General features: G+C 62.2%; 27 protein-coding genes. 13 read left to right on the forward strand and 14 right to left on the reverse strand.

From position 1 onward, the window contains the following. Positions 1-28: 28 nt before the first annotated feature. Positions 29-1,348 (forward strand): Nramp family divalent metal transporter, encoded by a 1,320-nt coding sequence (locus tag CRN80_RS21755; protein ID WP_003191984.1) that lies wholly within the window; start codon positions 29-31, stop codon positions 1,346-1,348. A 12-nt stretch (positions 1,349-1,360) separates the two neighbouring features. On the opposite strand, the gene CRN80_RS21760 is transcribed toward CRN80_RS21755, so the two are convergent. Both CRN80_RS21760 and CRN80_RS21765 read right to left on the reverse strand, forming a co-directional pair. Next, a complete protein-coding gene (locus tag CRN80_RS21760; RefSeq protein ID WP_032896748.1) occupies positions 1,361-1,618 on the reverse strand; it encodes a type II toxin-antitoxin system Phd/YefM family antitoxin in 258 nt (85 codons plus the stop codon). A gap of 142 nt (positions 1,619-1,760) precedes the next feature. After that, positions 1,761-2,693 (reverse strand): LysR family transcriptional regulator, encoded by a 933-nt coding sequence (locus CRN80_RS21765; RefSeq protein WP_098951072.1) that lies wholly within the window; start codon positions 2,691-2,693, stop codon positions 1,761-1,763. A gap of 118 nt (positions 2,694-2,811) precedes the next feature. Between CRN80_RS21765 and CRN80_RS21770 the strand changes: the two genes are divergently transcribed. The 6 genes from CRN80_RS21770 (at position 2,812) to CRN80_RS21795 (ending at position 6,142) form a co-directional block, all read left to right on the forward strand. Continuing rightward, on the forward strand, positions 2,812-3,300 hold the full coding sequence (locus tag CRN80_RS21770; RefSeq protein WP_032896751.1) for a DMT family transporter: 489 nt from the start codon (positions 2,812-2,814) through the stop codon (positions 3,298-3,300). 4 nt (positions 3,301-3,304) lie between these two features. Further along, positions 3,305-3,760, forward strand: coding sequence for a DMT family transporter (locus tag CRN80_RS21775; RefSeq protein ID WP_044274535.1), 456 nt, complete (start codon positions 3,305-3,307; stop codon positions 3,758-3,760). An 88-nt stretch (positions 3,761-3,848) separates the two neighbouring features. Then, positions 3,849-4,019 (forward strand): putative metallothionein, encoded by a 171-nt coding sequence (locus tag CRN80_RS21780; protein ID WP_019816816.1) that lies wholly within the window; start codon positions 3,849-3,851, stop codon positions 4,017-4,019. Between the two features lie 115 nt (positions 4,020-4,134). Next, positions 4,135-4,911 (forward strand): helix-turn-helix transcriptional regulator, encoded by a 777-nt coding sequence (locus tag CRN80_RS21785; RefSeq protein WP_098951074.1) that lies wholly within the window; start codon positions 4,135-4,137, stop codon positions 4,909-4,911. A gap of 69 nt (positions 4,912-4,980) precedes the next feature. Further along, positions 4,981-5,154, forward strand: a complete 174-nt coding sequence (locus CRN80_RS21790) for a DUF1427 family protein (protein ID WP_080751109.1) — start codon at positions 4,981-4,983, stop codon at positions 5,152-5,154. 28 nt (positions 5,155-5,182) lie between these two features. Continuing rightward, on the forward strand, positions 5,183-6,142 hold the full coding sequence (locus CRN80_RS21795) for a zinc-binding alcohol dehydrogenase family protein (protein ID WP_098951075.1): 960 nt from the start codon (positions 5,183-5,185) through the stop codon (positions 6,140-6,142). 114 nt (positions 6,143-6,256) lie between these two features. Here the strand turns inward: CRN80_RS21795 and CRN80_RS21800 are convergent, their stop codons facing one another. Further along, positions 6,257-7,288, reverse strand: a complete 1,032-nt coding sequence (locus CRN80_RS21800; protein WP_098951077.1) for a purine nucleoside permease — start codon at positions 7,286-7,288, stop codon at positions 6,257-6,259. A 14-nt stretch (positions 7,289-7,302) separates the two neighbouring features. After that, complete coding sequence (locus CRN80_RS21805) at positions 7,303-8,253, reverse strand: nucleoside-specific channel-forming protein Tsx (protein WP_098951078.1); 951 nt, start codon at positions 8,251-8,253, stop codon at positions 7,303-7,305. 212 nt (positions 8,254-8,465) lie between these two features. Here CRN80_RS21805 and CRN80_RS21810 point away from each other — a divergent pair, with 212 nt between their 5' ends. After that, positions 8,466-9,275, forward strand: coding sequence for an aminoglycoside phosphotransferase family protein (locus tag CRN80_RS21810; RefSeq protein ID WP_098951080.1), 810 nt, complete (start codon positions 8,466-8,468; stop codon positions 9,273-9,275). Here the strand turns inward: CRN80_RS21810 and CRN80_RS21815 are convergent. Then, positions 9,260-10,168, reverse strand: coding sequence for an AraC family transcriptional regulator (locus CRN80_RS21815; RefSeq protein ID WP_098951082.1), 909 nt, complete (start codon positions 10,166-10,168; stop codon positions 9,260-9,262). The two genes, CRN80_RS21810 and CRN80_RS21815, sit on opposite strands and share 16 nt — an antisense overlap. A 255-nt stretch (positions 10,169-10,423) precedes the next feature. Here CRN80_RS21815 and CRN80_RS21820 point away from each other — a divergent pair, with 255 nt between their 5' ends. After that, positions 10,424-11,197, forward strand: a complete 774-nt coding sequence (locus CRN80_RS21820; protein WP_098951084.1) for an L-iditol 2-dehydrogenase — start codon at positions 10,424-10,426, stop codon at positions 11,195-11,197. Between the two features lie 644 nt (positions 11,198-11,841). Then, positions 11,842-12,489 (forward strand): isochorismatase family protein, encoded by a 648-nt coding sequence (locus CRN80_RS21835; RefSeq protein ID WP_032896766.1) that lies wholly within the window; start codon positions 11,842-11,844, stop codon positions 12,487-12,489. 3 nt (positions 12,490-12,492) lie between these two features. Here the strand turns inward: CRN80_RS21835 and CRN80_RS21840 are convergent, their stop codons facing one another. Genes CRN80_RS21840 through CRN80_RS21870 form a run of 7 tightly spaced genes read right to left on the reverse strand, consistent with a single transcriptional unit; the run spans position 12,493 to position 18,931 of the window. Continuing rightward, positions 12,493-13,524, reverse strand: a complete 1,032-nt coding sequence (locus CRN80_RS21840; protein WP_032896768.1) for an ABC transporter substrate-binding protein — start codon at positions 13,522-13,524, stop codon at positions 12,493-12,495. Between the two features lie 13 nt (positions 13,525-13,537). Then, positions 13,538-14,635 (reverse strand): FAD-binding oxidoreductase, encoded by a 1,098-nt coding sequence (locus CRN80_RS21845; protein WP_098951085.1) that lies wholly within the window; start codon positions 14,633-14,635, stop codon positions 13,538-13,540. Next, positions 14,632-15,975 carry an FAD-dependent oxidoreductase gene (locus CRN80_RS21850; protein ID WP_098951087.1) on the reverse strand — a complete coding sequence of 448 codons (1,344 nt, stop codon included), beginning with the start codon at positions 15,973-15,975 and terminating at the stop codon, positions 14,632-14,634. The genes CRN80_RS21845 and CRN80_RS21850 overlap by 4 nt, the downstream gene beginning before the upstream one ends. Then, positions 15,972-16,262 (reverse strand): (2Fe-2S)-binding protein, encoded by a 291-nt coding sequence (locus CRN80_RS21855; protein WP_098951089.1) that lies wholly within the window; start codon positions 16,260-16,262, stop codon positions 15,972-15,974. The genes CRN80_RS21850 and CRN80_RS21855 overlap by 4 nt, the downstream gene beginning before the upstream one ends. Continuing rightward, complete coding sequence (locus tag CRN80_RS21860) at positions 16,262-17,056, reverse strand: ABC transporter permease (RefSeq protein ID WP_044274510.1); 795 nt, start codon at positions 17,054-17,056, stop codon at positions 16,262-16,264. The genes CRN80_RS21855 and CRN80_RS21860 overlap by 1 nt, the downstream gene beginning before the upstream one ends. A gap of 4 nt (positions 17,057-17,060) precedes the next feature. Continuing rightward, positions 17,061-17,906, reverse strand: a complete 846-nt coding sequence (locus CRN80_RS21865) for an ABC transporter permease (protein ID WP_098951091.1) — start codon at positions 17,904-17,906, stop codon at positions 17,061-17,063. Then, positions 17,903-18,931, reverse strand: a complete 1,029-nt coding sequence (locus CRN80_RS21870; RefSeq protein WP_098951092.1) for an ABC transporter ATP-binding protein — start codon at positions 18,929-18,931, stop codon at positions 17,903-17,905. The genes CRN80_RS21865 and CRN80_RS21870 overlap by 4 nt, the downstream gene beginning before the upstream one ends. A gap of 241 nt (positions 18,932-19,172) precedes the next feature. Here CRN80_RS21870 and CRN80_RS21875 point away from each other — a divergent pair, with 241 nt between their 5' ends. From CRN80_RS21875 to CRN80_RS21885, 3 genes are all read left to right on the forward strand, one after another. Continuing rightward, positions 19,173-20,003 (forward strand): IclR family transcriptional regulator, encoded by an 831-nt coding sequence (locus tag CRN80_RS21875; RefSeq protein WP_098951094.1) that lies wholly within the window; start codon positions 19,173-19,175, stop codon positions 20,001-20,003. 80 nt (positions 20,004-20,083) lie between these two features. Further along, positions 20,084-21,439 (forward strand): MATE family efflux transporter, encoded by a 1,356-nt coding sequence (locus CRN80_RS21880; RefSeq protein WP_098951096.1) that lies wholly within the window; start codon positions 20,084-20,086, stop codon positions 21,437-21,439. A 41-nt stretch (positions 21,440-21,480) separates the two neighbouring features. Continuing rightward, positions 21,481-22,653, forward strand: coding sequence for an MFS transporter (locus tag CRN80_RS21885; RefSeq protein WP_098951097.1), 1,173 nt, complete (start codon positions 21,481-21,483; stop codon positions 22,651-22,653). On the opposite strand, the gene CRN80_RS21890 is transcribed toward CRN80_RS21885, so the two are convergent. Then, positions 22,654-23,019 (reverse strand): type II toxin-antitoxin system HicB family antitoxin, encoded by a 366-nt coding sequence (locus CRN80_RS21890; RefSeq protein ID WP_014718824.1) that lies wholly within the window; start codon positions 23,017-23,019, stop codon positions 22,654-22,656. Beyond that, positions 23,016-23,267, reverse strand: coding sequence for a type II toxin-antitoxin system HicA family toxin (locus tag CRN80_RS21895; RefSeq protein ID WP_098951099.1), 252 nt, complete (start codon positions 23,265-23,267; stop codon positions 23,016-23,018). The genes CRN80_RS21890 and CRN80_RS21895 overlap by 4 nt, the downstream gene beginning before the upstream one ends. Positions 23,268-23,399: the final 132 nt, after the last annotated feature.

A 23,399-nucleotide genomic window follows, 5' to 3' on the forward strand; every position in this document is an offset into this window, starting at 1 on the left:
AGTCTTGTGTATTTGCCTGGAATACCGCGTGAAATTCAGCCTGCCAAAAATCGCTACCGCTCCGTTTTGCCCGCCGGAAGTGGCCGGCTCTGTCGCTGTTGATCCCAAGGCCTCGTTTTTTAAACGGGTGTTGATGTTCGCTGGCCCCGGCCTGTTGATCTCCATCGGCTACATGGACCCCGGCAACTGGGCAACGGCCATTGAAGCCGGTTCACGCTACGGCTATAGCCTGTTGTTTGTGGTGCTGCTGGCCAGCCTGGCGGGGATGGCGGTGCAATGCCTGTGTTCAAGGCTGGGCATCGCCACCGGCAAGGACCTGGCGCAACTGTGCCGTGAGCGCTACAGCCAGCGTTCTGCTCGCACCCAGTGGGTGTTGGCGGAAATCTCCATCATCGCCACCGACCTTGCCGAAGTGCTCGGCTGCGCCCTGGCGTTTCACCTGTTGCTCGGCGTGTCGCTGACCACCGGCATTGTCATCACGGCATTCGACACGCTGTTGATCCTGGCCCTGCAAAATCGTGGTTTTCGCCGCCTTGAAGCGATCATGCTGGCGCTGGTCGCCACCATCGGCGTGTGTTTTTTCATCGAGCTGGTGCTGATCAAACCCTATTGGCCGGATGTGCTCAGCGGGTTCACCCCGTCACTGTCGGCCATCAGCGATGCGGCGCCGTTGTACCTGGCCATCGGCATCCTCGGCGCTACGGTCATGCCCCATAACCTCTACCTGCACACCTCTATCGTGCAGACCCGCCTGATCGGCAAGGACCTGGCGAGCAAGCAGGACGCGGTCAAGCTGGCGCGTATCGACACCATCGGCTCCCTGGCCTTGGCGCTGTTGGTCAACGCCGCGATTCTGGTGCTGGCCGCAGCTGCTTTCTACAAGACCGGCCATACCGATGTGGTGGAAATCCAGGACGCCTATCACCTGCTCGACCCCTTGGTCGGCGGTGCTTTCGCCAGCATCCTTTTCGGTATCGCCTTGTTGGCTTCGGGCCAGAGTTCGACCTTTACCGGCACCATTGCCGGGCAAGTGATCATGGAGGGTTACCTGAACCTGCGCATACCCTGCTGGCAGCGCCGCCTGATTACCCGTGGGCTGGCGCTGATCCCGGCGTTCCTGGGGGTATGGCTGATGGGCGACGATGCCATCGGCAAGCTGCTGATTCTCAGCCAGGTGGTACTGAGCCTGCAGTTGCCCTTTGCGTTGTACCCGTTGATCCGCATGACCGGCGACAAGCAACTGATGGGGCCGTTCGTCAACCGGCTACCCACACGGCTGCTGGCGTGGTTTCTGTTCGCGGTCATCAGTGGGGCGAATGCTTGGTTGATTGGGCAGTGGTTGTTCTGAGCTAGGGTTGAGTCATGTGCTCTTTTTCTCAAACTCCCGAAGCAGGCTGTCAGGAAGCGGTGTATCAAAGTCATCAGGAATAATCAGTTTCCCTTTCATCGCTCCTATCCGGCGTTGAGGAGCCTTTCGCACAGCCAAAAGCTGGACAAATGCCACTCCATTTCTGGTGATAGTTATCACCTGGCCAGTGCTGGCCTGATGAGCCAATTTCAAAAAATCGGCTTTTGCTTGGCTGAGTGAGACAGTCAGTGTCGAACACGTAGCGTTCATGTCGGTATCTCGGTAGTGGACGTTGCCAAAGTCTGCCCCAGCGCACCGTCCCCAGAAATACTGGCCCCCAAAATCAGAACGAGCCTACTTTCCCTACTAGGAATATTCCTTCACTGGCGCCGTTCAGCAGCGCCAACCTCCGTCACCGATCCCAATACGGCACCGTCCCAAAACACTCCACGAAATAGTCGATCACCGTGCGCACCTTCAGCGAGAGCCTGCGGCTGCCCGGCCACAACGCGGCGATCTGTTGGGGCTCCAGGGTTGTCGCCACTTCGTATTCGCCGAGCACCGCCTGCAAGGTACCGGCGCGCAGGCTTTCGCCAATCAGCCAGGACGGAAATACCACCAGGCCCAGGCCTTGTTCGGCGGCGTGGGTGAGGGTGTCGGCGTGGTTGCCGGTGATGGGGCCGCTGACGCTGTAGGGTGTCCAGTCGCCTTGGCCGCGGCGGAAGAACCAGCGCTCCTGGCCGGTGATACCTTTGTAGGCCAGGCAGTGGTGGTGCGCCAGTTCGTCGGGGTGGCGCGGCGTGCCGTGCTGGGCCAGGTAGGCAGGGCTGGCCGCGATGCGAAAGCGTTGCGGCGCGAAGATGCGCGCCTGCATGCCCGAGTCGTTGAGCACGCCGATGCGAAACAGCAGGTCGGTGCCATCTTGCAGCGGGTCGACGAAGGTGTCGGTCTGCTGGATATCCAGCTGCAACTTCGGGTAGCGCCGGCACAGCGCTCCCAGCCAGGGTGAAAGGTGGCGCTGGCCGAACACCATGGGCGCGTTGATGCGCACCAGGCCGCTGGGTTCGCTGTCTTGCTCCTGCAGGGCCTGGTTCGCCGTCTCCAACTGCTCGAGTAGCAAGCGTGCGTGACGGCCCAACAGGCGGCCGGCTTCGGTGGGGCTGACGGCGCGCGTATGGCGATAGAGCAATTGCTGGCCGACGGCCTGTTCCATCAGTTGGATCTGCCGCGAAATGGAGGAGGGCGCCAGGCCTTCGCGGCGGGCCACTTCAGAAAAGCTGCCCTGGTCCAGCACGGCCACAAACAGGCGTAGCGCCTTGAAACTCAGTTCATTCAAGCCCTGCATCATCTCTCCAGGCTGTGCGTTTTGCGCAAAGGTGTTGTACGCATGCTCCCATTTATCGCACAGCACGGCCACCGGATAATACGCGCCATGTTTTTCTTTCTTGATACGCGGGTGATGTATGCAGGCACGTTCTACCGAGGGGCTGGCGCAGGCCAGGCCGAGCAATAACCTTCTACGGCTGCTGCTGTTGCCGTTGGTAATTCTGGCGGGCATGGGCCTGTCGGTGGAGGCCGGGTTGCTCGGGCCATTGGGCGCGCAGGTCGGGCATTTGTGGGCGACGTTGAGCATCTTCGGCGTTGGCACGGCGATTTTGTTTTTACTGCTGCTGTTCAGCGGCCCGCAAAAGGGCCCGGCATTCACGCAGTTGCCGCGCTGGCAGCTGATCGGCGGGTTTCTGGGGCCGATGTACGTGGTGGTGCTAACCCTGGCCACACCGCATATCGGTATCGCGATGACCATGATCGCGATCCTCTCGGGCCAGGTGGGCAAGAGCGTGTTGATCGACCACTTCGGCTGGTTCGGCACGGCGCGCAAACGGGTCAATGGTGAGCGCTGGATCGCGTTGGCGTTGATTGTGGCGGCATTGATTCTGATTGCACGAGGTTAAGGCGATGAATCTGTTTATGTTGTTGGTGCTGGTGATTGCAGCGGGTGCGGTGCTGAGTGTGCAGGCCGCTATCAATGGGCGTCTGGGCCAGACTGTGGGGGTGTTGCGCAGCAGTCTGTTGACCTTCGCGGTGGGCGCGCTGACCACGGCGCTGTTGATATTTTTCTTCGAGCCGGCCCAGGCCGTCAGCCTGCTGGAGGTGCCCAAGTGGCAATTGACCGGTGCCCTGTTTGGCGTGGTGTACATGATGGTGATGGTCGGCGCGGTACCTGTGGTCGGCACGGCCGTCGCCACGGTGGCGGTGATCGTCGGGCAATTGGGCATGGGCATGTTGATCGACAACTTTGGCTGGCTGGGCAACCCGGCGATCGAGCTGTCGGGCAGCCGTATCCTCGCCATGCTGTTGCTCGCCCTGGCGTTGGTGTTCATGTACCGCAGCAATAGCCGCCGGGCCGACTGACGGCGCTGAACCATGCTTGCTTGCCCAAGGTCACTGCTTAAGGTGCGGCGCTCGCTGCATCGGACGACCATGAAAAAGGAGTCTGACCATGCCAGATCAAACCTGTGCTTGCCCTCACTGCAAATGTGTATTGGGCGCTGACGCAATCATGAAAGACGGCAAGGGCTATTGCTGCCAGGGCTGTGCCGAGCACCATGCGCACGGTGAGCCATGCGCCGCAGCGACGGGCTGCGAATGCGCCAAGTCGGCCCACGGTTGACAGGATTGACCTGCAGGCCCGGGCACCCGGTGCCTGCAGGATGAGTAAAAACAGTTCGTTTGCAGGCGACCAGTCTTTACCATGGTCGCCCGTCCTTGATTGATGTGTACCCGCCATGGCCCTGGCCGCGCCTCCCGACCTCACTGATCACGCCGTTCCCGTGCAACCGTTGGCGCGTACCTACCCGCGTGGGTTGTACGTAGAGCCGCACAGTCACGATTGGGGTCAACTGCTCTACGCCATGAGCGGGGTGATGTGGGTCGAGACGCCCCATGAGGCCCTGGTGGTGCCGCCCCAGCGCGCGGTGTGGTTGCCGCCGGGGGTGGAGCACGGGATCCGCGTGGTCTCCGATTTGCAAATGCGCAATATCTACCTGCGCCCGGCGTTGGCGGCGACGCTGGACAGCCAGGTGCAGGTGATCGAAGTGGGCCGTTTGTTGCGGGAGTTGATCGTGACATTGGTGGAGCAGGGCGATCACGGCGATGCGGCCTACTACAAGGCTGTCGTAGGCCTGGCCCTGCTGGAGTTGCAACGCGCACGTCGCTCGTCTATTCGCATTGCCATGCCGGTGGCGGCGGATCGTCGGCTGATCAATGCGTGCCAGGCGGTCATGGCGTCGCCCTCCCTGGACATCCCGTTCGAGCAGCACGCCGAGGCGGCGGGCGCCAGCGTGCGTACCCTGGCGCGGTTGTTCCAGCAGCACCTGGGTATGGGGTTTGCCCAGTGGCGCCGTCAGGTGCAGTTGGCCACGGCGGCTGCGGAGTTGATCCAAGGCCAGTCGGTGAGCGGCATAGCGCGCACCCTGGGTTACTCGCCCAGCAGCTTCAGCGACATGTTCCGACGCGAACTGGGCGTGTCGCCGTCGCAGTACCGGAGTTGGCCGAAATCCTGAAGCACTTGGCCGATACCCACGGTAGGCGCGCCCTAGACTGAGCCCATCAATCCACCGGGCGCAGCCTTCATGAGCTATTTGATTTCCTTGGCCATCGGCCTGTTTGTCGGCGTGATCTACGGCGTGCTGGACTTCCGCTCACCGGCACCGCCCGCTATCGCACTGGTCGGCCTGATGGGCATGCTGCTCGGTGAAAAGCTCTGGCCCATGGCGCGACAGTTGGTCAGTGGTTGGTTGTCCTGATCCCTTTTCCCTTCGACGGATGCCCTCGATGAACGCACTGCAATTTACCGCCACCGGCGACCTCGCCCACCTGAGCCTGGTGGAGGTGCCCGTGCCGGTGCCGTCTGCCGGCGAAGTGCTGGTGCAGATTAACGCTGCGGGCCTGAACCCCAGCGACGTGAAAAACGTGCTTGGCCGCTTCCCCTACACCACGCTGCCACGCATCCCAGGGCGTGATTTTGCCGGCGTGGTGGTGGAGGGCCCGCAGGCACTGCTCGGCCAGGCAGTCTGGGGCACCGGTCGCGACCTGGGTTTTTTCGCTGACGGTTCCCATGCCCAATACCTGCGCGTATCCGCCAAGGGCGTGGCGCACAAACCCGCGCATTTGAGCTTTGCCCAGGCGGCCAGCCTCGGCGTGCCCTATACCACCGCCTGGGATGCCCTGGAACGCAGTGGCGTTGGCCAGGGCACGCGCTTGCTGGTGATTGGCGCCAACGGTGCGGTCGGCAGTGCGGCGCTGGCGTTGGCGAAGATACGCGGCGCGCAGGTGCTGGCGGCTGTGCGCAAGGCCGATCAGCTCGAGTTGTTGCAGGCTCAAGGGTTGGACGCGATTGCCTTGGGCAAGCCAGAGGCTCTGGGCGCGCAAGTGCAGGCTGTGTTCAAGGGCGGCGCCGACGTGATCTTTGACACCACCGGTTTCTGGCTGCCTGCCGCGGTGGCAGGGCTGGCACCGTTCGGCCGCATCGCCATCATCGCCGCCCCGGTTGACGGCCACGTGCAGTTACCGGCCCTGGCGCTGTACCGCAAGGGTGGTTCGGTGGTGGGGGTTAACTCGTTGCTCTATAGCTGCGAACAATGCGCGGTGATGTTGGAGGCGTTTGGGCGCTTCTTTGATGAAGGCCTGTTGCCGCTGCCTACGGGGTTGCGTGAAGTGGCGTTGGTGGACGGGGTTCAGTGCTATGCAGAAGTGAACAGCGGCAGCCCCGACAAAATCATTTTCCTACCCTGATCGTTCCCACGCTCCGCGTGGGAATGCATCCAGCGGCGCTCTGCGCCAAACGTTCAAAGCGGACGCAGAGCGTCAAAAGCGGCATTCCCACGCAGAGCGTGGGAACGATCATCTTCACTCGACCTCGGGAACGCCTTTTTCCCAAGCCGACCAGTTCTTCACAATCGCCTGCACCAACGGATTACCCGTGCGATACAGGTTTTCCAGCGCCGGTACAAACCCACCCTGGTCGGCATACTTGAGCAGGTTGTCCACTTCGCTGTAGCCCGGATAAGGCCGGTCAAAGTCGGAGCCGGCGCGTACCACGGCCAGGCGCTGGATATCCAGCAAGCCTTCGCGGCTGGCGCGCAGCAGCGCTTCGTAGGTGGAGTTGTCCTCTTGTTGGGTGGTGCAGTATTCGCCTTTGTTGTCGGTGAGCAACTGGGTCCAGACTTCGGCACGTTCGCTCAACCGGGTACCGGAAAACCAGGTGTTGCCCGCCAGGGTGTCGCAACGCGTGACTTGCGGCGGCTGGTTGGCGGGGGCGGCGGGGTAGTGTTTGCGCCAGGCGGCGGACTCTTTGCTTTCTGTCAGTTCCACCTTGTGCGACAAGGCAAACGCCTTGGCTTGCAGCTTTTGGTTGAGCTCAAACACTTCGGTCTTGTAGTCCAGCGGGGGTTTTTCGTTGGGGCCCTTGGTGTTGATCCCGATATAGCCCGTCGGCCAGTCCTTGGGTGCATCCCGTGAATCCAGCTCCCACTGCGTGCCGAACTCCACCAGGTAATGAGCCCAGGCGGCGGTGCCGATGGTGCCGTGCTTGGGGTTGATGCCGGCGATCCCGGCGACCAGGAAGTAACTCTGGCGCAGGTCGAACTTGGGCGACAGTGCCAGCGCCAGGGTGGACGCGGCCGCGTTGGTCTGGCCCATGCCCGTCACCAACAGGCACACGTCCTGGGCGTTGCAGCGAATTACCGGGTATTCGGCGGACAGGCCCGGTACGCGCACTTCTTGTTTGAGGGCCAGGCGGTCGATCCAGGTTTGCGCCTCGGGGGCGAACATGGTGATCAGCATCACCTTGGGTTTGATCGGCGTCGGGTTATCCGCCAGCACCACGTGGGGCAATAGGGCCAGGCCTGCGGCCAGCGAGATACGGGTCAATGCGTTCATCTACAGCTCCTTGATCAGAATTGGTAGCCCACGCCGGCGTAGTAACCCCAGCCGTCGGAGCGTGCGCGGAAGTTGCCTTCGCCGAAATTCAACTCGCTGCCGTCCTCCCAGTTGCCGCCGTTATGAAAGTAACGGCCGACCAGGGTAAAGCGCAGGTGGGTAAACGAGTACAGCAACACGTTGGTGGCCACCAGGGAGTTGGCGGTGCGCGCCGGGTTGTCCTTGTGCAGGTCCGAGCCAAAATCGTAGTTGGTAAAACCGATGTAGGTCAGCGAGGCGCCGTTGTCGAACTTGCCTATGGGTACGATGTACTTCATCTGCGCCCGGTAGCCGTCCCAGGAATACTCATTGCTGGCGCCGTAGTTTTCCCACTGGTAGCGCCCGTAGAAGTTGGCCGACAGGTTGACCCGCGAGTGGGTGTCGATATCGGTGCCCAGGCCGCTGTACAGGGTGTTGGCGCGGTTTTCCTTGCGGCTGCCGTGGTCGTAGATCCAGTCGAAGGCCACATACCATTCCTTGAACGGGCCGATCGCCAGGCTGCGTCCTGCGAGGTAGTCGATGGAGATCCGCGGTTCATGCTCCATGAACACCGGCGAGCCATGGTCCCACACGCCTTTGTCATTACTGTTACCGATGGTGAGGATCTTCGGCACATCGATATAGCCGTACAACTCAAAGGGGCCTTTGCGCCCGAAGTACTCGTATTCCAGGTAGACGTCATCCTGGGGCTTGGGGCCGAAACTGATGTCTTTGCTGCCGATCAGCGTAAGGTCCTGGTTGAACCACTCGGACAAATAGACGCCTTTTTTCGCCGGGGGGTTGGCTTCAGGGCTGAGGGTTTCGCCCTGTGCTGAGTCATCCACGGGCTTTTCCTGCGCCAAAATGGGTGCACTGAGTACTCCCGTAACGGCGGCCAGTAGCAAAGAAGCGCCAAGACAAGCGCGAGGCTTTGAGGTGGGGTGCATTGAAAGTCCTTATTCTTACGCGGTTTAAGCCCGATCAGACGGGTAGGAGTGAACTTGGCGGTCAAGTTCGTTCCGCAAACGTTTGCACAGGCTGTACCAACTTGGCTCAATGGCTTGAACTGTTTAGAAAAAAGACGAATTTGCCGACGCTTTGGTCAGGAAAACAGTGGGTTTTCTGTCATCCTGACGCGCCAACCCTGTGGAGGAACCCGATGTTCGAACACTACCTGCGTGCCTGGAACCTGAGTGCCGATGGAGAGCCTATCGTCACACCGGGCAGCCACCTCTTGCCGGTGCGCTGGCAAGGCGTGCCGGCGATGCTGAAAATTGCCCATACCCCTGAAGAAAAACTCGGCGGCCGCCTGTTGAGCTGGTGGGCAGGTGACGGCGCGGCACGCGTATTCGCCCATGACCACACCGCCGTGTTGATGGAGCGCGCCACGGGGCCAGGTTCCTTGATGCGCATGGCCCTCAATGGCCAGGACGATGAAGCCAGCCAGATAGCCTGCGCCACCCTGGCCCGACTGCATGCGCCTCGTGCGTCGCCGCCTGAAGGGTTGGTTGGGCTGGATGAGTGGTTCAGTTCCTTGTGGCACGCCGCCGACCAGGAGGGCGGCGACTTACGCGACTGCGCGACGATGGCCCGCACATTGCTGGCTGCGCAACAGGAGGTGGTGGTACTGCACGGTGATTGCCATCACGACAATATCCTCGACTTTGGCCCGCGGGGCTGGCTGGCGATTGATCCCAAGCGGGTGATGGGCGAGCGCGGTTACGATTACGCTAATTTGATCTGCAACCCGGATTTGCCGACCAGTAGCGACCCGCTGCGTTTCAGCCGCCAGGTCGAGGTTATCGCCCAGGCGGCCAGCCTCTCGCGTCCGCGATTGTTGCAATGGGTAGTGGCTCATGCCGGGTTGTCCGCCGCCTGGTTTCTGGAAGACCAGGAGCGCGAGCGTGCCATGAATGAGTTGCAGGTTGCTCGCCTGGCACAGAAGGCACTGGCTCAGTTGAATACTTGAAGTGCGGCCTGCCGCCGGTACTCACTCGGCGTCTGGTGCATTTCGATACGAAAGTGGCGGTTGAAATTCGACAGGTTGGCGTAGCCCACCTCAAAGCAGATGTCCGCCACTGACATCTGGCTGTGCAACAGCAAGCGGCAGGCACGCTGCACGCGGAACTTGCGCATCAGGTCGATAAAACCGTGACCGGTGTTGCGTTTGAAAAACCGCGAAAAGCCCGGTTCGCTCATGTCCAGTTGCCGGGCGATGTCCGACAGGCGTACATCGCCGGTCAGCTCCCGCATCAGGTAGTCAAACGCCTTGTTGATGCGTTGGGCACTGCGCGCGTCCAAAGTGGGTGCGTAGCAAGGGCTGGCCAGGGTTTTGGCCTGTGAAGGCGGAGCATTCTTCAGGGTGTCGAGCAGTTGCAGGAACAGGGTCAGGCGTTGCAAGCCCTGGGCGCTGCCGATGGCCTCCATCAGCCGTGCCGCCCCCGATGCGGTCTCGCCGGTGAATTCGATGCCCCGGCGCGCCCGTTCAAACAGTGGCTGTAAATCACCGAGCTCAGGCAGGGTGGTGCGCAGGGCGAGGAGGGCGGCGCCGTCGAATTGCAGCACCACATCGCGCCCGTGCAGGTGTTCGCCGGAGGCCAGGTCGCCGATCCAGTCGTGGGGGAGGCCAGGGCCGATCAGTGCCACATGCCCGGCGCCGAACGCACCGATATAGTCGCCCGCCACCAACTTGCCGCTGCCTTGGCGGATCAGGTGTATTTCGAATTCAGGGTGATGGTTCCAGCGCGCCAATTCATAGGGATAGTCATGTTCGAACCAGCGAAAGCCATGTTCCGGTTCGGGCAGGATCACCTCAAGTTCCGCAGGGCGGTGCTCGAACAGGGTGGCGGGGCTGATGGGCATGGTGCTGCCTCTTGTGAGGGTGCAATCGCCCCAAAATACCCGCACTGGCAATCGGTGCGCTAGCCCCGGTTTCGCCTGAAGCTGATACTTTTTTGATCCTATGCCTGCGGTTAAAAAAGTATCAGCCGAGCCTTCGCCAGTCGTTTGTGAGATGGCAGGCCAAGCTGCTGTAATCGAAGCTCAACAACAAAGGTCGGCAAGCTGTTCTCGGCGGCACTCACCGGCTACCGGCAATAACCTTTACAGGACCCTCCCATGAAACGACTCGAAGGCAAAAGCGCGCTGATCACCGGATCGGCGCGGGGTATTGGCCGTGCGTTTGCCCAGGCTTACATCGCTGAAGGCGCCACGGTGGCCATTGCTGACATCAACCTGCAAAGGGCCCAGGCCACTGCCGCCGAACTGGGCCCCCAGGCTTACGCCGTGGCGATGGACGTCACCGACCAAGCCTCCATCGACGCAGCCATCGCCACAGTGGTGAGCCACGCCGGCAAGCTCGATATCCTGATCAACAACGCCGCCTTGTTCGACCTGGCCCCCATCGTCGACATCACCCGTGACAGCTTTGAACGGCTGTTTTCGATCAACGTTGCCGGCACCTTGTTCACCCTGCAGGCCGCAGCCCGACAGATGATCAGCCAGGGGCATGGCGGCAAGATCATCAACATGGCCAGCCAGGCTGGGCGGCGGGGCGAACCCTTGGTGGCGGTTTATTGTGCGACCAAGGCGGCGGTGATCAGCCTGACGCAATCGGCGGGGTTGAGCCTGATCAAGCAGGGCATCAACGTGAATGCCATCGCCCCCGGTGTGGTGGACGGCGAGCATTGGGATGGGGTGGATGCGTTGTTCGCCAGGCATGAAGGGCTGGCGCCTGGCGAGAAGAAAAAGCGTGTAGGCGATGAGGTGCCGTTTGGGCGGATGGGCACGGCGCAAGACCTGACCGGCATGGCGATCTTCCTGGCGTCGACGGAGGCCGACTATGTGGTGGCCCAGACCTATAACGTTGATGGCGGGAATTGGATGAACTAGCGGTTGACGCTGATCCAACTGTGGGAGCTGGCTTGCCTGCGATGGTGGCCTGACAGCCGCCAACTATCTACCTGGCACCCCACGATCAACCTGTGGGAGCGGGCTTGCTCGCGAAGGCGTCCTGGCAGTCAACACAGTTGGATTGTGTACATATCCCTTGCTGCGGTAAAGGCCACTTAGGGTTCCGCCCTGACGGCGGCTCACTTTGCAAAAGCGGCAAAGTAAGCAAAACGCCCTTGCCCCACCACTCGGCACCTCGCTTAGGCTCGGTGTGCCCTCACTCCGGCTTGAATCCGTGGGCCGCCGTCATGGGCCATCCTTGGCCCAGGACGGCTAACCCGGCGTCCTGCCGGGTTACCCACGAATTCAAGCCTGCGTTCGGCCAGCGTGGTTTAACGGGGCGCTTGAGATCAAGATCAAAAGCAGATCAAGAGCGACTCGCTTCGCATCGTGGTTACCGTCCACCTTTACAGCGTTGTGTAGATACCTGTGGTCATCGCAGGCAAGCCCACCTTTGAGCTTCAGCGTTATTGAGAATAGGGTGAGTCAGCAACGCATCGATCCACGCAGTAAACTGTCCCATACTTCACCTTTTCTACGCTCGCCCTGAGGCGGTCGTACGTGCAGACCACCAGAGAACGACCATGAGCCTTTCGAAAGCCGCCATCGCTTCATTCGACGTCGACGCCCAGAAGAGCTTCACACCTTTATGCCCCAACGAATTGCCGGTAGCCGGTGGCGACCACATTGGCGCCGAACTCAACTACATGGCCAGCCTCGCCGGCCACCGCATTGGCAGCAAGGACGCCCACACCCCCCACGCGCCCTGGGTGGTCGCGCAGCACAGCGAGATGCTGCAACCCACTGGCCTGGCCCATGCCGATGTGACCTGGGTCAGCCACTGTGTGCCGGGCACCGAGGGGTTCTCCTTGCTTGATGAGTTGCCCACGCCCTATGACTACGACTACTTCATCTGGAAAGGTGTCGAACCCGACCTGCACCCCTATGGCGCCTGTTATCACGACCTGCACGACAAGCTGTCCACTGGCGTCATCGAGTACCTCAAGGCCCACGGCGTGGTTCGTGTGATCGTCGGCGGCTTGGCGCTGGACTACTGCGTCAAGACTACCGCGTTGCAATTGCTCAAGGCCGGCTTGCACGTCGTTCTGCATTTGCCGGCGTGCCGCAGCATCAGCGAGGAGGGCGGTGTACAGGCCGTCGACGAATTGCTCAAGGCCGGTGCACACATCAGCCGCACCCGCGAAGAACTGGCCCTGATTGCGCAAGGCTAAGCCTCAACGTTCAATCGAGCGACTCCACCGCGCATTCCACTCTGGCCGTGCCTGGTTGACCTGGTCCCAATCAATCGAAATGGCCGTTTGCAAATAACCCTGCATGGCTTCCACCCGCGCCCGGGTTTTGTCGGTGGTGGGGGTAGTCGGGTTCGACGGGATCTGGTCACCTTCTTCCAACGCCGGCGCCTGGGCCTCGGCGGTCAGCAGGAATGCTGCGAGCTTTTGCGCCAGTTCTGGCTGGTCATTGCGCGCGATCACGCATTCGGCCACGTTGAGCACCACCGCACCTTCTTTGGGCTGCGCGTACTCCATCGGTATGCCGAGCAGCTTTTGCGTGGCGACCTGGGTCGGGGTCAGGGGGAAGATCGCGGCCTCGTCGGTCTGCACCATCTCGGAGATCTTCGCGGAGCTGGCGATGTATTCCAGCACGTTGGGGCCCACGCTCGTAGGCCAGGCCTTGAAGCCCGGTTCCACATTGGTTTCATCGCCACCCTGGATGCGGTTGAACATCAGGAAGCCATGCAGGCCGAAGGTGGAGGAAGCCAGGGACTGGAACACCACTTTGTCCTTGAAACGCGGGTCGGCCAGGTCCATCCATGAGGTGGGCGCGGCCCAGCCTTTGTCCTTGAACATCTTGGCGTTGTAGCCAAGGCCGGTGACGCCCAGGGTCACGGCCACGGCTTCGTCCTTGATGCGGGCCTTGGCCGGGATCTGTTCCAGCGGCGGGCTCGGCGCGAGCTTGTCGCACAGGCCCATGGAGATGGCGCGGTACATGATGCCGTCGTCGAGGAACATCACATGCATCTGCGGGTTGGCCTTGTTGGCCTGAACCTTGGCGAGGATGTCCGAGGAAGTGCCAGGTACGATCACGACCTTGACGTTATTGGCCTTTTCGAAGGCGGGCAGCACCTTGTCGGCGTACACCCGTTCCATGGTGCCGCCGTTCATGCCCAGGTACAGCGTGGGTGCGGCATGGGCCGTGCCGGTGAGCAAGGCGAGGGACAAGCAGGACAACGCGAGACGTGATTGCATGGGTTTTTTCCTCTCAGGCTTGGAAACGACGGATGGAAAACGCTTCGATGGGTTGGCGGCTGCTGCCGTCGCAGACGATCTCTGCCAAGGCTTCACCGACGGCGGGGCCGAGCTGGAACCCGGCGCCGGCAAAGCCGAAACCGTGGAGCAGGCCGGGTTGGGTACTGCTGGGGCCGATCACCGGTTCGTGGTCAGGCAGGTAACCTTCGGTGCCACTCCAGGTGCGAATGGCCTGGGCACCCTGAAGAAAGGGGTAGAGTTCGCCAGCATTGCGCAGAATCTCCAGCACCGCCGCCTGGCCCGGCCTGGCCTGCTGCGGGCCCAGGGCAAAGCCGCGCCCGCCGCCGAGGATGCAGTTGCCACGGGCGACTTGCCGCGCATAGATGCCGCCACCCTCGACGCCGGTGCTGACGGTCATCACCCCCGGCAGCGGCTCGGTGACCAGCATCGCCGGGTGCGCCGAGATGATCGGCACCGGCTCGCCCAATTGCGCGGCGACCTTGCCGGCCCAGGCGCCCGCGCAGTTGAGCAGCCATGGCGCTTGCAAGTGCAGGCCGTTAGCGCAGTGCACCTGGAACAGCCGGCTGTCGTGCTCGATGCCGATTACCTCGGCTTGCTCGTACACCGCAGCGCCGTGGCGCTGGGCGGCACGGGCAAAGGCCGGGGCCACCAGGCGCGGGTTGGCATGCCCGTCGTCCGGGCACAATGAGGCGCCCACTGCCACGTCGCCCACCCAGGGGAAACGCCTGCGTAACTCGCTGCGGTCCAGCAGCTGCAAGCCCAGGTCGAAGCCACGGGTCTGCTCGGCGTAGGCTTGCAGTGCGGCAAAATCCCCAAGGCTGCGTGCCAGCTTCAAATGCCCGGAGCGCACGTATTCACCCTCGATACCAATCAACCCGGGCAGGTCGGCCCACAGTTGATGGGCGCGTTGCGACAGCGGCAACTGATGCAAGGGCCGCCCCTGGCGCCGTACGCCGCCGTAATTGACGCCGCTCGCATGCGAGCCACAAAAATCCCGTTCTACCAGGGCCACACGCTGGCCTTTCTGGGCGAGCATCAAGGCCGCCGAAGCCCCGACGATGCCGCCCCCCAAGACGATGACGTCGATCATGGCTGCACCTGCACGCCAAACGGCAGCGGCTTGATCGGCGCCTGGCCCCGCAAGCGCCCAACTTGGGGGAGGTCACGCCCGCTACGCTCGGCAACGATTTCCGCCGCCGCCAACCCGCACATTCGCCCCTGGCAGCGGCCCATGCCGACGCGGCAATGGGCTTTGACCCGGTTGATTTCCCAGTGACCTTCATCCACCACGGCGCGCACCTCGCCGACGCTGACCTCTTCGCAGCGGCACAGGATCAGGTCATCGGGCGCCTGCGCGGCCCAGTGCTCGGGGAAGGGGAACGCGGTTTCCAGGCCCTGGCGAAAGCACTGGATACGCGCCAACTGCCGTTCCAGTGTGACGCGGCGGTGCGGGTCGACTGCGACGCCGGTATCTTCCAGCAGCGCCAGCGCAGCACACTCGCCGGCCATTTGCGCAGCATCGGCGCCCATTATTCCGGCGCCGTCGCCCGCCAGGTACACCCCTTCGACACTGCTGCGCCCGGCGCTGTCGCGTTGTGGCAACCAGGCGCGGTTGAGGCTGCTCCAGGCAAACTCACAGCCGAGCAAGTCCGCCAATTGCGTTTCGCTGCGCAGGGCATGGGCGAAGGCCACCGCATCGCATGGCAGGGTCTGGTCGCCCCAGCGAATGCCGCGTACCCGTTGGTCGCCATCGATCTGCTTGAGCATTGCGCCCTGATGCACGGGAATCCCGTGGGCGGTCAGCCAGGCGCGGTAATACATGCCCTTGGCCAGGGTCGCCGGTTGCCTGAGCAGCGCCGGCAAGGCACGGCATTGGGCGCTCAGCGGTGCACTGTCGAGTACAGCGAGCACCTTGGCACCGGCCTTTGCGTATTGGTAAGCAACCAAATAGAGCAACGGCCCGGAGCCGCAAAACACCACACGTTCGCCTATCGCGCAGCCTTGGTACTTCAAGGCGATTTGCGCCGCGCCCAGGCTATAGACGCCGGGTAACGTCCAGCCCGGCACAGGCAGGATGCGGTCGGTGGCGCCGGTAGCGACAATGACCTGCGCGTATTCGAGGCTGTCGGCGCGCCCGTTATTGAGCATGTCCAGACGACCATTCTCGGCATTCCACACCAAGGTGTCCGGCCGGTAGTCGATCAGCGCTGCCAGTTCATCCATGGTGCGGTGCACGGCTTGGGCCTTGCGCGCTTCAAATCCGTAGATCTGCCGGGCAGTGCGTTGGAACCCTGGGGGTTGGCGCCGATAAATCTGCCCGCCACCGCGCGGGCTCTCATCCACCAGGCACGGTGTGATGCCATGGTCGAGCAAGGTGCGCGCCGCACTGATTCCCGCCGGGCCTGCTCCCACTATCACTACCGGCTTCATGGCTGGCGCCCCGGATCACGGCTGATCGCCTGGCCTTCTTCCAGCAGGGTCGAGCAGGCGCGTACCCGCCGCCCATCCGCCAGGCGCACCCAACAATCCTGGCACGCGCCCATCAGGCAAAACCCGGCGCGGCGCTCGGCACTGAAATCGCTGCCGCGCAGGTGCTCGGCGCAGGTCAGTATGGCGGTCAGCAGGGTGTCGCCGAGCAACCCCGTGGCGGGCTGGCCATCGAGGGTGAAGGCCAGGGCAGGGCGTTGGGTTTCGCTCAGTCGCTTGAACAAGGCCATCAGTGTTTCCCCACCAGCACGCGGTCCAGGCCGTAGACCCGGTCGAGCACAATCATGGTCGCTGCCGTCAATGCGATCACCAGCGCCGACACGGCCGCCATCATCGGGTCGATGGACTCGGTGGCGTACACGTACATGCGCACCGGCAGGGTTTGCGTGGCCGGCGAGCTGACGAAGATCGACAGGGTCACTTCATCGAAACTGTTGATGAACGCCAGCAACCACCCACCGGCCACACCGGGCAAAATCATCGGCAGGGTGATCTGCCGGAACAGCGTAAAGCGCCCAGCGCCTAGGGATTCGGCGGCCTGCTCGGCACTGCGATCAATGCCAATGGCCGCCGCCAATACCAGGCGCAACACATAGGGGGTAATGATCACCACGTGTGCGAGCATCAGCCAGGTAAAGCTGCCGTTCACGCCCATCAGCGCAAACAGGCGCAGCATCGCCACCCCCAGCACCAGGTGCGGAATGATGATGGGCGACAGGAACAGCGCACTGAAGAAGTTGCGCCCCGCAAACGAGTAGCGACTGATCGCCAGGGCCGCCGGCACCGCAATCAGGGTCGCCAGGGTGGCGGCGGTGAAGGCCAGGATCAGGCTGTTATAGAACGCCTGGATAAAGTCGGCGCGTTCGAACACCGCGCGAAACCAGCGCAGGGAGAAGCCCGACGTGGGCAGGCTCAAGGTGTTCTCTGGCGTGAACGCCACCAGGCACACCACCACCAGTGGCGCCATCATGAACAGCACCACCATGGCATGGAAACCGAGGGCCAAAGGACCGTTTCTAGACATGCGCTTAAACCCCCAGGGACTTTTTGTAGCGGCCTTCGACCATGCGGTTCCAGCTCAGCATGATCAGCAGATTGACCAACAGCAGCGCCACCGCGAGGGTCGCGCCCATGGGCCAGTTGAGTTCCGAGAGGTACTGGTCGTACACCACGGTGGCGACCATCTTCAGGCGCCGCCCACCCAGCAGGCCGGGGATCGCAAAGGAGCTGGCAGCCAAACCGAACACGATCAAGGTGCCGGACAGCACACCGGGCATCACCTGGGGCAATACGATCTTGCGCATCACCGTGGCCTGGCTGGCGCCCAGGGACAACGCTGCCTGTTCGGCCGACGGGTCAAGTTTTTGCAGCGAGGTCCACACCGGGATAATCATGAACGGCAGCATCACGTGCACCAACGCGATGATCACGGCGAAGGGCGTATACAGCAGCTTCATCGGACTGCCGCCGAGGGCCTGGATCATTTGGTTAATCAGCCCGTCGGCACCCAGCAGCAGGCTCCAGCCAAACGCACGCACCACTACCGAGATCAGCAGCGGCGTGAGGATCACGATCAGGAAGATCGAGCGCCACGGCGTGCCCATGCGGCTGAGAATGTAGGCCTCCGGCACGCCGATCACCACGCACAGCAGTGTCACCAGGGCGCTGATCCAGAAGGTGCGCCAGAAAATCTCGTAGAAGTAGGCGTCGCTCAACAGCGCCCCGTAATGGGCCAAGGTCCACTCATCGGCCTTTACGCCCACTTGGTAGTCGAACACATTGAACGACAGCACCAGGGTCAGGCCCAGCGGCATGATCAAAAGCCCGGCAAACAGCACCAGTGCAGGCAGCGAGAGCAGGTAGCCGCGACTCATGGGTGCACCTCATCGGCCGCCAGTACGCGCAGCAAATCGGCCTGCCATTGCAGGCCCACCACCGCGCCGTTAGCCAAGGGCGCGCTGCCGTCGTTACTGCGCACAACGGTGATTTCGCCCAGGGCGGTGTGCACGCGGTACAGCCATTGGCTGCCGAAAAAGTAGCGGTCCAGCACTGCGCCTTGCATGCGCCCGGTGCCCGCGGCCACCAGTTGGATTTTTTCCGGGCGCAGGCTCAGGGTCAGTTCACCTTTGCCACCGTCATGGCGCACTTGAGGGATGCCGAGCGCGTCGTAGTCGCCGGCCAGCAGGTTGGCCTTGCCGACGAAGTCCGAGATAAAGCGCGTGCGCGGGTGTTCATAGAGCTTGTAGGGCGCGTCGATCTGGGTCACGCGCCCGGCCTGCATCACCACCACGCGGTCGCTGATGGACAGGGCTTCGGCCTGGTCATGAGTCACCATCAAGGTGGTGATGCCCACCGCGCACTGGATACGCCGGATTTCAAACTGCATCTCTTCACGCAGGTTGGCGTCGAGGTTGGACAGCGGCTCATCGAGCAACAACACCGGCGGTTCGATCACCAGCGCACGGGCCAGGGCCACCCGCTGGCGCTGGCCACCGGACAGCTCGCGGGGGTAGCGCTCGGCATGTTGAGCCAGGCGTACCAGCTCCAGCACGCTGTTGACGCGGGTGGCGATGTCGGCCGCTGGCACCTTGCGCATCTTCAGGCCGAAGGCGACGTTGTCGCGCACGCTCATATGCGGGAACAGCGCGTAGCTCTGGAATACCACGCCCAGGCCACGGCTGGCGGGCTTGGCGTGGGTGATGTCGCGACCGTCGAGCAGGATCTGGCCACCGCTGACGTCGACGAAACCGGCGATCATTTGCAGGGTGGTGGTCTTGCCACAGCCTGAAGGGCCGAGCAGGGAAACGAATTCGCCTTGTTCCACCGCCAGATCAGTGGCGACCACCGCATCGACGGCGCCATAGCGTTTGCTCAAGGCCTTGAGTTGGAGAAATGCCATGTTTGCGTTCCACCTTTATTCAGTCGCGTCAAAAACGCGCTTTCTTGTTTTGGGCAGATGCGAAAAGTGGTGCCGGTGCGTTGGCGCTCGATCTCAAGTCGGCTGCCGGTTGTTGTTCATTTCGCCCCTGTGGACGCAGATTAGGACGAAGACTAGGATGGGCGGAAGATAGAATTTCACTCAGTGGACTACTATTTTAAGATTTATTCATTGAGCAGAATTATTAACGAGATTAGGTGTTATGGATTCCACTGAGCGGAATAACGACGGTAAGGATATCGGTGCGGGCAGCGTGTCCCGGTTGTTTGCCGTGCTGCGAGCGCTGGGGGAGGTACCGGAGGGTGGCGAGCGGGTTACCCAGCTCGCCCAACAGGTGGGCTTGTCCCAACCCACCACCCATCGCCTGCTGCGTAGCCTGATGGACGAAGGCATGGTCGAGCAGGATGCCCGCAGCAAACGCTATCGCCTGAGCCTGGAGTTCTTCGCGTTGGCGGCCAACGCAGGCAAGACCGGCAACCTGCGTGACCTGGTGCGCCCCAGCCTGTTGCGCCTGAGCGCTTCGCTGGGGGACTCGCTGTTCCTGCTGGCGCGCTCAGGCTTTGACGCCATTTGCCTGGACCGCAGCGAGGGTCCTTACCCGATCCGTACCTTCACCGGTGATATCGGCGGGCGCGTGGCCCTGGGCGTGGGGCAGGGCAGCCTGGCGATCCTGGCGTTTCTGCCGGAGGAAGAGCGCGAGACGGTGATCCGCTACAACCTGCCACGGCTCAAGGACTTCCACCTGTATGACGAAGTGCTGCTGCGCTCCGAAGTGGAGAACGTGCGCCACCTCGGTTACGCGGCACGCAACACTGGTGTGCTGGAAGGCATGGCGGGGCTGGCGGTGCCGATCCTCAACCGCGACGGGTATGCGGTCGCGGCGTTGAGCGTGGCGACCATCAGCGACCGCCTGGGGCCGAGCCGCCTGCCGATGGTGGTGGAGTTGCTCAAGCGCGAGGCGGCGGCCATCGGGCCGCGCCTCAATCCGTTTGATCCGACGTTGCGCAGGCCTTCGCAGACCTTTGGGGGTTAACCCGAGCCTTCACAACAGCATATTGGATCCAGTTACGGTATAACCCTGAGACGCTTTCGTCATTCGAGGCCCCGTTTTTCATGCAAAACCCTTTGCAACGTCCGCTGTGGCAAATCTACCTGTTGTTCCTGGCACCGATGGTGCTGTCCAATTTCCTGCAAAGCTTTTCCGGTACCCTCAACGGCATTTACGTTGGGCAAATGCTGGGCACCCAGGCGTTGGCTGCGGTGTCGGGGATGTTTCCCATCGTGTTTTTCTTTATCGCTCTGGTGATCGGCCTGGGGGCGGGCGCCTCGGTACTGATCGGCCAGGCATGGGGCGCCCAGGAGACCGGAATGGTCAAGGCGATCACTGGTGCCACTCTGACCCTGGGCGCATTGGTGGGCCTGGTGGCCGCCGTGCTGGGCAGCCTGTTTGCGCGCCCGGCGTTGCAAGCGTTGGGCACCCCGGTGGACGTGCTCGACGATGCGGTGGGCTACGCCCAGATGATGATGTTGATCATGCCGTTGCTGCTGGTGTTCATCCTCTATACCCAACTGCTGCGCGGGGTTAGCGACACGATTTCGCCGCTCCTGGCATTGATGGTCTCCACCCTGGTGGGCTTGCTGCTGACACCTGCGCTGATTCGCGGCTGGATCGGCCTGCCGCCCATGGGCATCCAGAGTGCGGTGTATGCCGGGCTGGTGGGTAACGCCTTGGCGATGCTGTTTTTGGTCCTGCGCCTGCGCCACAAAAACCACGTGATGGCGCCAGACCGCGAGCTGCTTGCCGCCTTGCGCCTGGACCGCGTCATCCTCGGCAAAGTCCTGCGCATCGGCCTGCCGACGGGCTTGCAGATGGTGGTGTTGTCGCTGTCGGAGCTGGTCATCCTGGCCTTGGTCAACGGCCACGGTTCCCAGGCCACGGCGGCCTATGGCGCGGTGACGCAGATCGTCAACTATGTGCAGTTCCCAGCGCTGTCGATTGCCATCACCGCCTCGATCCTCGGTGCCCAGGCGATTGGCGCCGGGCGCCTGGAGCGCATCGGGCCGATCCTGCGCACTGGGCTGGTGATCAACCTGTGCCTCACCGGTGGCTTGATCGTGCTCGGCTACGGGTTGTCCCACTGGTTGCTGGGCCTGTTCATCACCGACGACAGCGCACGGGTGCGGGCCGAACACCTGCTGCACATCATGCTCTGGAGCATTCTGGTATTCGGCTTCCAGGCGGTGATCGGCGGCATCATGCGCGCCAGCGGCGTGGTGCTGATGCCGGTAGCGATCTCGATCTTCTGTGTACTCTGCGTGGAACTGCCAATGGCCTATCTGTTCAACGCCCACTTCGGGTTGGAAGGGGTGTGGATGGCATTTCCGGTGACCTACCTGGCGATGCTGGTGTTGCAGATCGCCTATTACCGCTTGGTGTGGCGGCATAAGCAGATCAAGCGGTTGGTGTGATAAAAAGCTGCGCAACTTGAAGCAAAGAAGGCATTAACGTCATGGCGAACCCCTACGCCGAATTATTCCAGGCCCCCGGTGCCCGGGCCTTCGTGCTCGCCGGCATGCTGGCGCGTATGCCGATATCCATGACCGGCATCGGCCTGATCACCATGTTGTCCCAGGTGCATGGCGGCTATGGCCTGGCCGGTTCGGTGGCGGCGGTGTTTGCTTTGGCCACGGCGATTTGCGCGCCGCAAGTGTCGCGTTGGGTGGACCGCTACAGCCAGGGCAGGGTGCTGCCGATTGCCGCGCTGATTGGCGGCGGCGCGCTCTTGATGTTGCTGTTGTGTACGCGGTTGCAGGCGCCGAATTGGACGCTGTTTCTGTTCGCCGCGCTGGCGGGCTGCATGCCCAATATGTCGGCCATGGTGCGGGCGCGCTGGACCGAGTTGTACCGTGGCCAGCCCAGGCTACAAACCGCGTTTGCCCTGGAGTCGGTACTCGATGAGGTGTGCTTCATCATCGGCCCACCCATTTCGGTGGGGTTGAGCGTGGCGGTGTTTCCAGAAGCCGGGCCCTTGGTAGCGGCGCTGTTGCTCGCGGTGGGCGTCACCACCTTTGTGCTGCAACGGCAAACCGAGCCTCCGGTACACGCGCATCAGGGGGCGCACGGTCGCTGGCTGATTGCTTCGCCGTCGGTATTGATCCTGATGATTCTGCTGCTGGCCATGGGCGTGATCGTCGGCGTGGTGGATGTGGTCAGCGTGGCTTTCGCCCAGTATCAGGGCCAGCCGGCGGCGGCGAGTATCGTGCTGTCGGTGTATGCCATTGGTTCGTGCCTGGCCGGGTTGGCCTTCGGTGCCCTCAAACTCAAGGCATCGTTGCCACGCCAGTTCCTGTACTGCGGCGTAGCCACGGCGTTGACCACCTTGCCCTTGCTGCTGGTGAGCAATATTCCCGGCTTGGCCGCTGCGATCTTTATCTCCGGGCTGTTCTTCGCGCCCACCTTGATTGTGTCGATGGCCATGGTGGAGCAGATCGTCCCGGCCAGCCGCCTGACCGAAGGCATGACCTGGCTGATTACCGGCCTGAGCATCGGCGTGGCCATTGGCGCCGCCAGTTCGGGGTGGATGATCGACCACTTTGGCGCCACCAGCGGGTTCTGGGTGGCGCTGGCGGCGGGGGCGGTGGTAGCGGGCTCGGCGGTGTTGGGTTACCGGCGGTTGGGCTAGTCAGCCAATCGTTGGGCATGGCTCTGGGTAATGATGCTGCAGAAACTCGTTCAGCGCCTGACGCGTGAGATCATTCAATGTCACTTTCTTACGGTTTGCCGCCAGGGCAGCGGCCAAATGCAAGTCATGCCCGACGCGTACGTTGAATGAACCTTTGCACGGTTTCTCCGGCGTGTGCCCCAGGCTCTGGCAGGTAGCGAGATAATCATCCACCGCGCCACGGAAGGCTGCGTCCAGTTCAGCCACAGTTTTGCCTTCATAGCTCACCAATGCCTTGATGAACAGGATTTTACCAAACAGGCAGTTGTCCTCGAGGCTGGCTTCGATGGAGCCGATGTAGCCTTTGTGTTTCAGTTGGTTGTTCACTGAATCAGTTCTCCTGATTTCAATTGTTCGATGATCTGGCGCCGAATGTAGTGTTTCAGTTCGTTGCCGAGGTGAGGCTTGTGCAGGGTGATCATTGCACTGGGGTCGCCAATGTCGAACTTGACCCGGCTTCCGGCCCCTTCAATCTGTGTGTATCCCAATCGGCGTAATAACGTGACGAGCTCAGACCAGGTAAATGCCATGTGCTCATTGAGCGGTTTGGCGAGCAGCTTTTCATTTTTGGACACGGCGTTCCCTGTGTGTAACTAAATGTAGTTGCAAAAAGTGGTGTTCGTCAATCCTAGCTCAGGTTCGCGTTGCTTCCCGGGGATTGATGTAACCCCTGATGACAGCTCCCTCGGCGCCACCCATCCCCTCGC

The sequence above is a fragment of the Pseudomonas sp. FDAARGOS_380 genome (assembly GCF_002591235.1).
Lineage (GTDB): Bacteria > Pseudomonadota > Gammaproteobacteria > Pseudomonadales > Pseudomonadaceae > Aquipseudomonas > Aquipseudomonas salmasensis.

Bases quoted from the DNA above. Each gene is read 5' to 3' on its own strand.
- CRN80_RS21805 (WP_098951078.1), bottom strand. From the start codon at position 8,253: ATGCACCCCACCTCAAAGCCTCGCGCTTGTCTTGGCGCTTCTTTGCTA.
- CRN80_RS21810 (WP_098951080.1), top strand. From the start codon at position 8,466: ATGTTCGAACACTACCTGCGTGCCTGGAACCTGAGTGCCGATGGAGAG.
- CRN80_RS21790 (WP_080751109.1), top strand. From the start codon at position 4,981: ATGAGCTATTTGATTTCCTTGGCCATCGGCCTGTTTGTCGGCGTGATC.
- CRN80_RS21785 (WP_098951074.1), top strand. From the start codon at position 4,135: ATGGCCCTGGCCGCGCCTCCCGACCTCACTGATCACGCCGTTCCCGTG.
- CRN80_RS21770 (WP_032896751.1), top strand. From the start codon at position 2,812: ATGCAGGCACGTTCTACCGAGGGGCTGGCGCAGGCCAGGCCGAGCAAT.
- CRN80_RS21765 (WP_098951072.1), bottom strand. From the start codon at position 2,693: ATGCAGGGCTTGAATGAACTGAGTTTCAAGGCGCTACGCCTGTTTGTG.
- CRN80_RS21865 (WP_098951091.1), bottom strand. From the start codon at position 17,906: ATGAGTCGCGGCTACCTGCTCTCGCTGCCTGCACTGGTGCTGTTTGCC.
- CRN80_RS21815 (WP_098951082.1), bottom strand. From the start codon at position 10,168: ATGCCCATCAGCCCCGCCACCCTGTTCGAGCACCGCCCTGCGGAACTT.
- CRN80_RS21795 (WP_098951075.1), top strand. From the start codon at position 5,183: ATGAACGCACTGCAATTTACCGCCACCGGCGACCTCGCCCACCTGAGC.
- CRN80_RS21840 (WP_032896768.1), bottom strand. From the start codon at position 13,524: ATGCAATCACGTCTCGCGTTGTCCTGCTTGTCCCTCGCCTTGCTCACC.
- CRN80_RS21860 (WP_044274510.1), bottom strand. From the start codon at position 17,056: ATGTCTAGAAACGGTCCTTTGGCCCTCGGTTTCCATGCCATGGTGGTG.
- CRN80_RS21780 (WP_019816816.1), top strand. From the start codon at position 3,849: ATGCCAGATCAAACCTGTGCTTGCCCTCACTGCAAATGTGTATTGGGC.
- CRN80_RS21850 (WP_098951087.1), bottom strand. From the start codon at position 15,975: ATGAAGCCGGTAGTGATAGTGGGAGCAGGCCCGGCGGGAATCAGTGCG.
- CRN80_RS21870 (WP_098951092.1), bottom strand. From the start codon at position 18,931: ATGGCATTTCTCCAACTCAAGGCCTTGAGCAAACGCTATGGCGCCGTC.
- CRN80_RS21880 (WP_098951096.1), top strand. From the start codon at position 20,084: ATGCAAAACCCTTTGCAACGTCCGCTGTGGCAAATCTACCTGTTGTTC.
- CRN80_RS21855 (WP_098951089.1), bottom strand. From the start codon at position 16,262: ATGGCCTTGTTCAAGCGACTGAGCGAAACCCAACGCCCTGCCCTGGCC.
- CRN80_RS21800 (WP_098951077.1), bottom strand. From the start codon at position 7,288: ATGAACGCATTGACCCGTATCTCGCTGGCCGCAGGCCTGGCCCTATTG.
- CRN80_RS21760 (WP_032896748.1), bottom strand. From the start codon at position 1,618: ATGAACGCTACGTGTTCGACACTGACTGTCTCACTCAGCCAAGCAAAA.
- CRN80_RS21835 (WP_032896766.1), top strand. From the start codon at position 11,842: ATGAGCCTTTCGAAAGCCGCCATCGCTTCATTCGACGTCGACGCCCAG.
- CRN80_RS21885 (WP_098951097.1), top strand. From the start codon at position 21,481: ATGGCGAACCCCTACGCCGAATTATTCCAGGCCCCCGGTGCCCGGGCC.
- CRN80_RS21845 (WP_098951085.1), bottom strand. From the start codon at position 14,635: ATGATCGACGTCATCGTCTTGGGGGGCGGCATCGTCGGGGCTTCGGCG.
- CRN80_RS21775 (WP_044274535.1), top strand. From the start codon at position 3,305: ATGAATCTGTTTATGTTGTTGGTGCTGGTGATTGCAGCGGGTGCGGTG.
- CRN80_RS21875 (WP_098951094.1), top strand. From the start codon at position 19,173: ATGGATTCCACTGAGCGGAATAACGACGGTAAGGATATCGGTGCGGGC.
- CRN80_RS21820 (WP_098951084.1), top strand. From the start codon at position 10,424: ATGAAACGACTCGAAGGCAAAAGCGCGCTGATCACCGGATCGGCGCGG.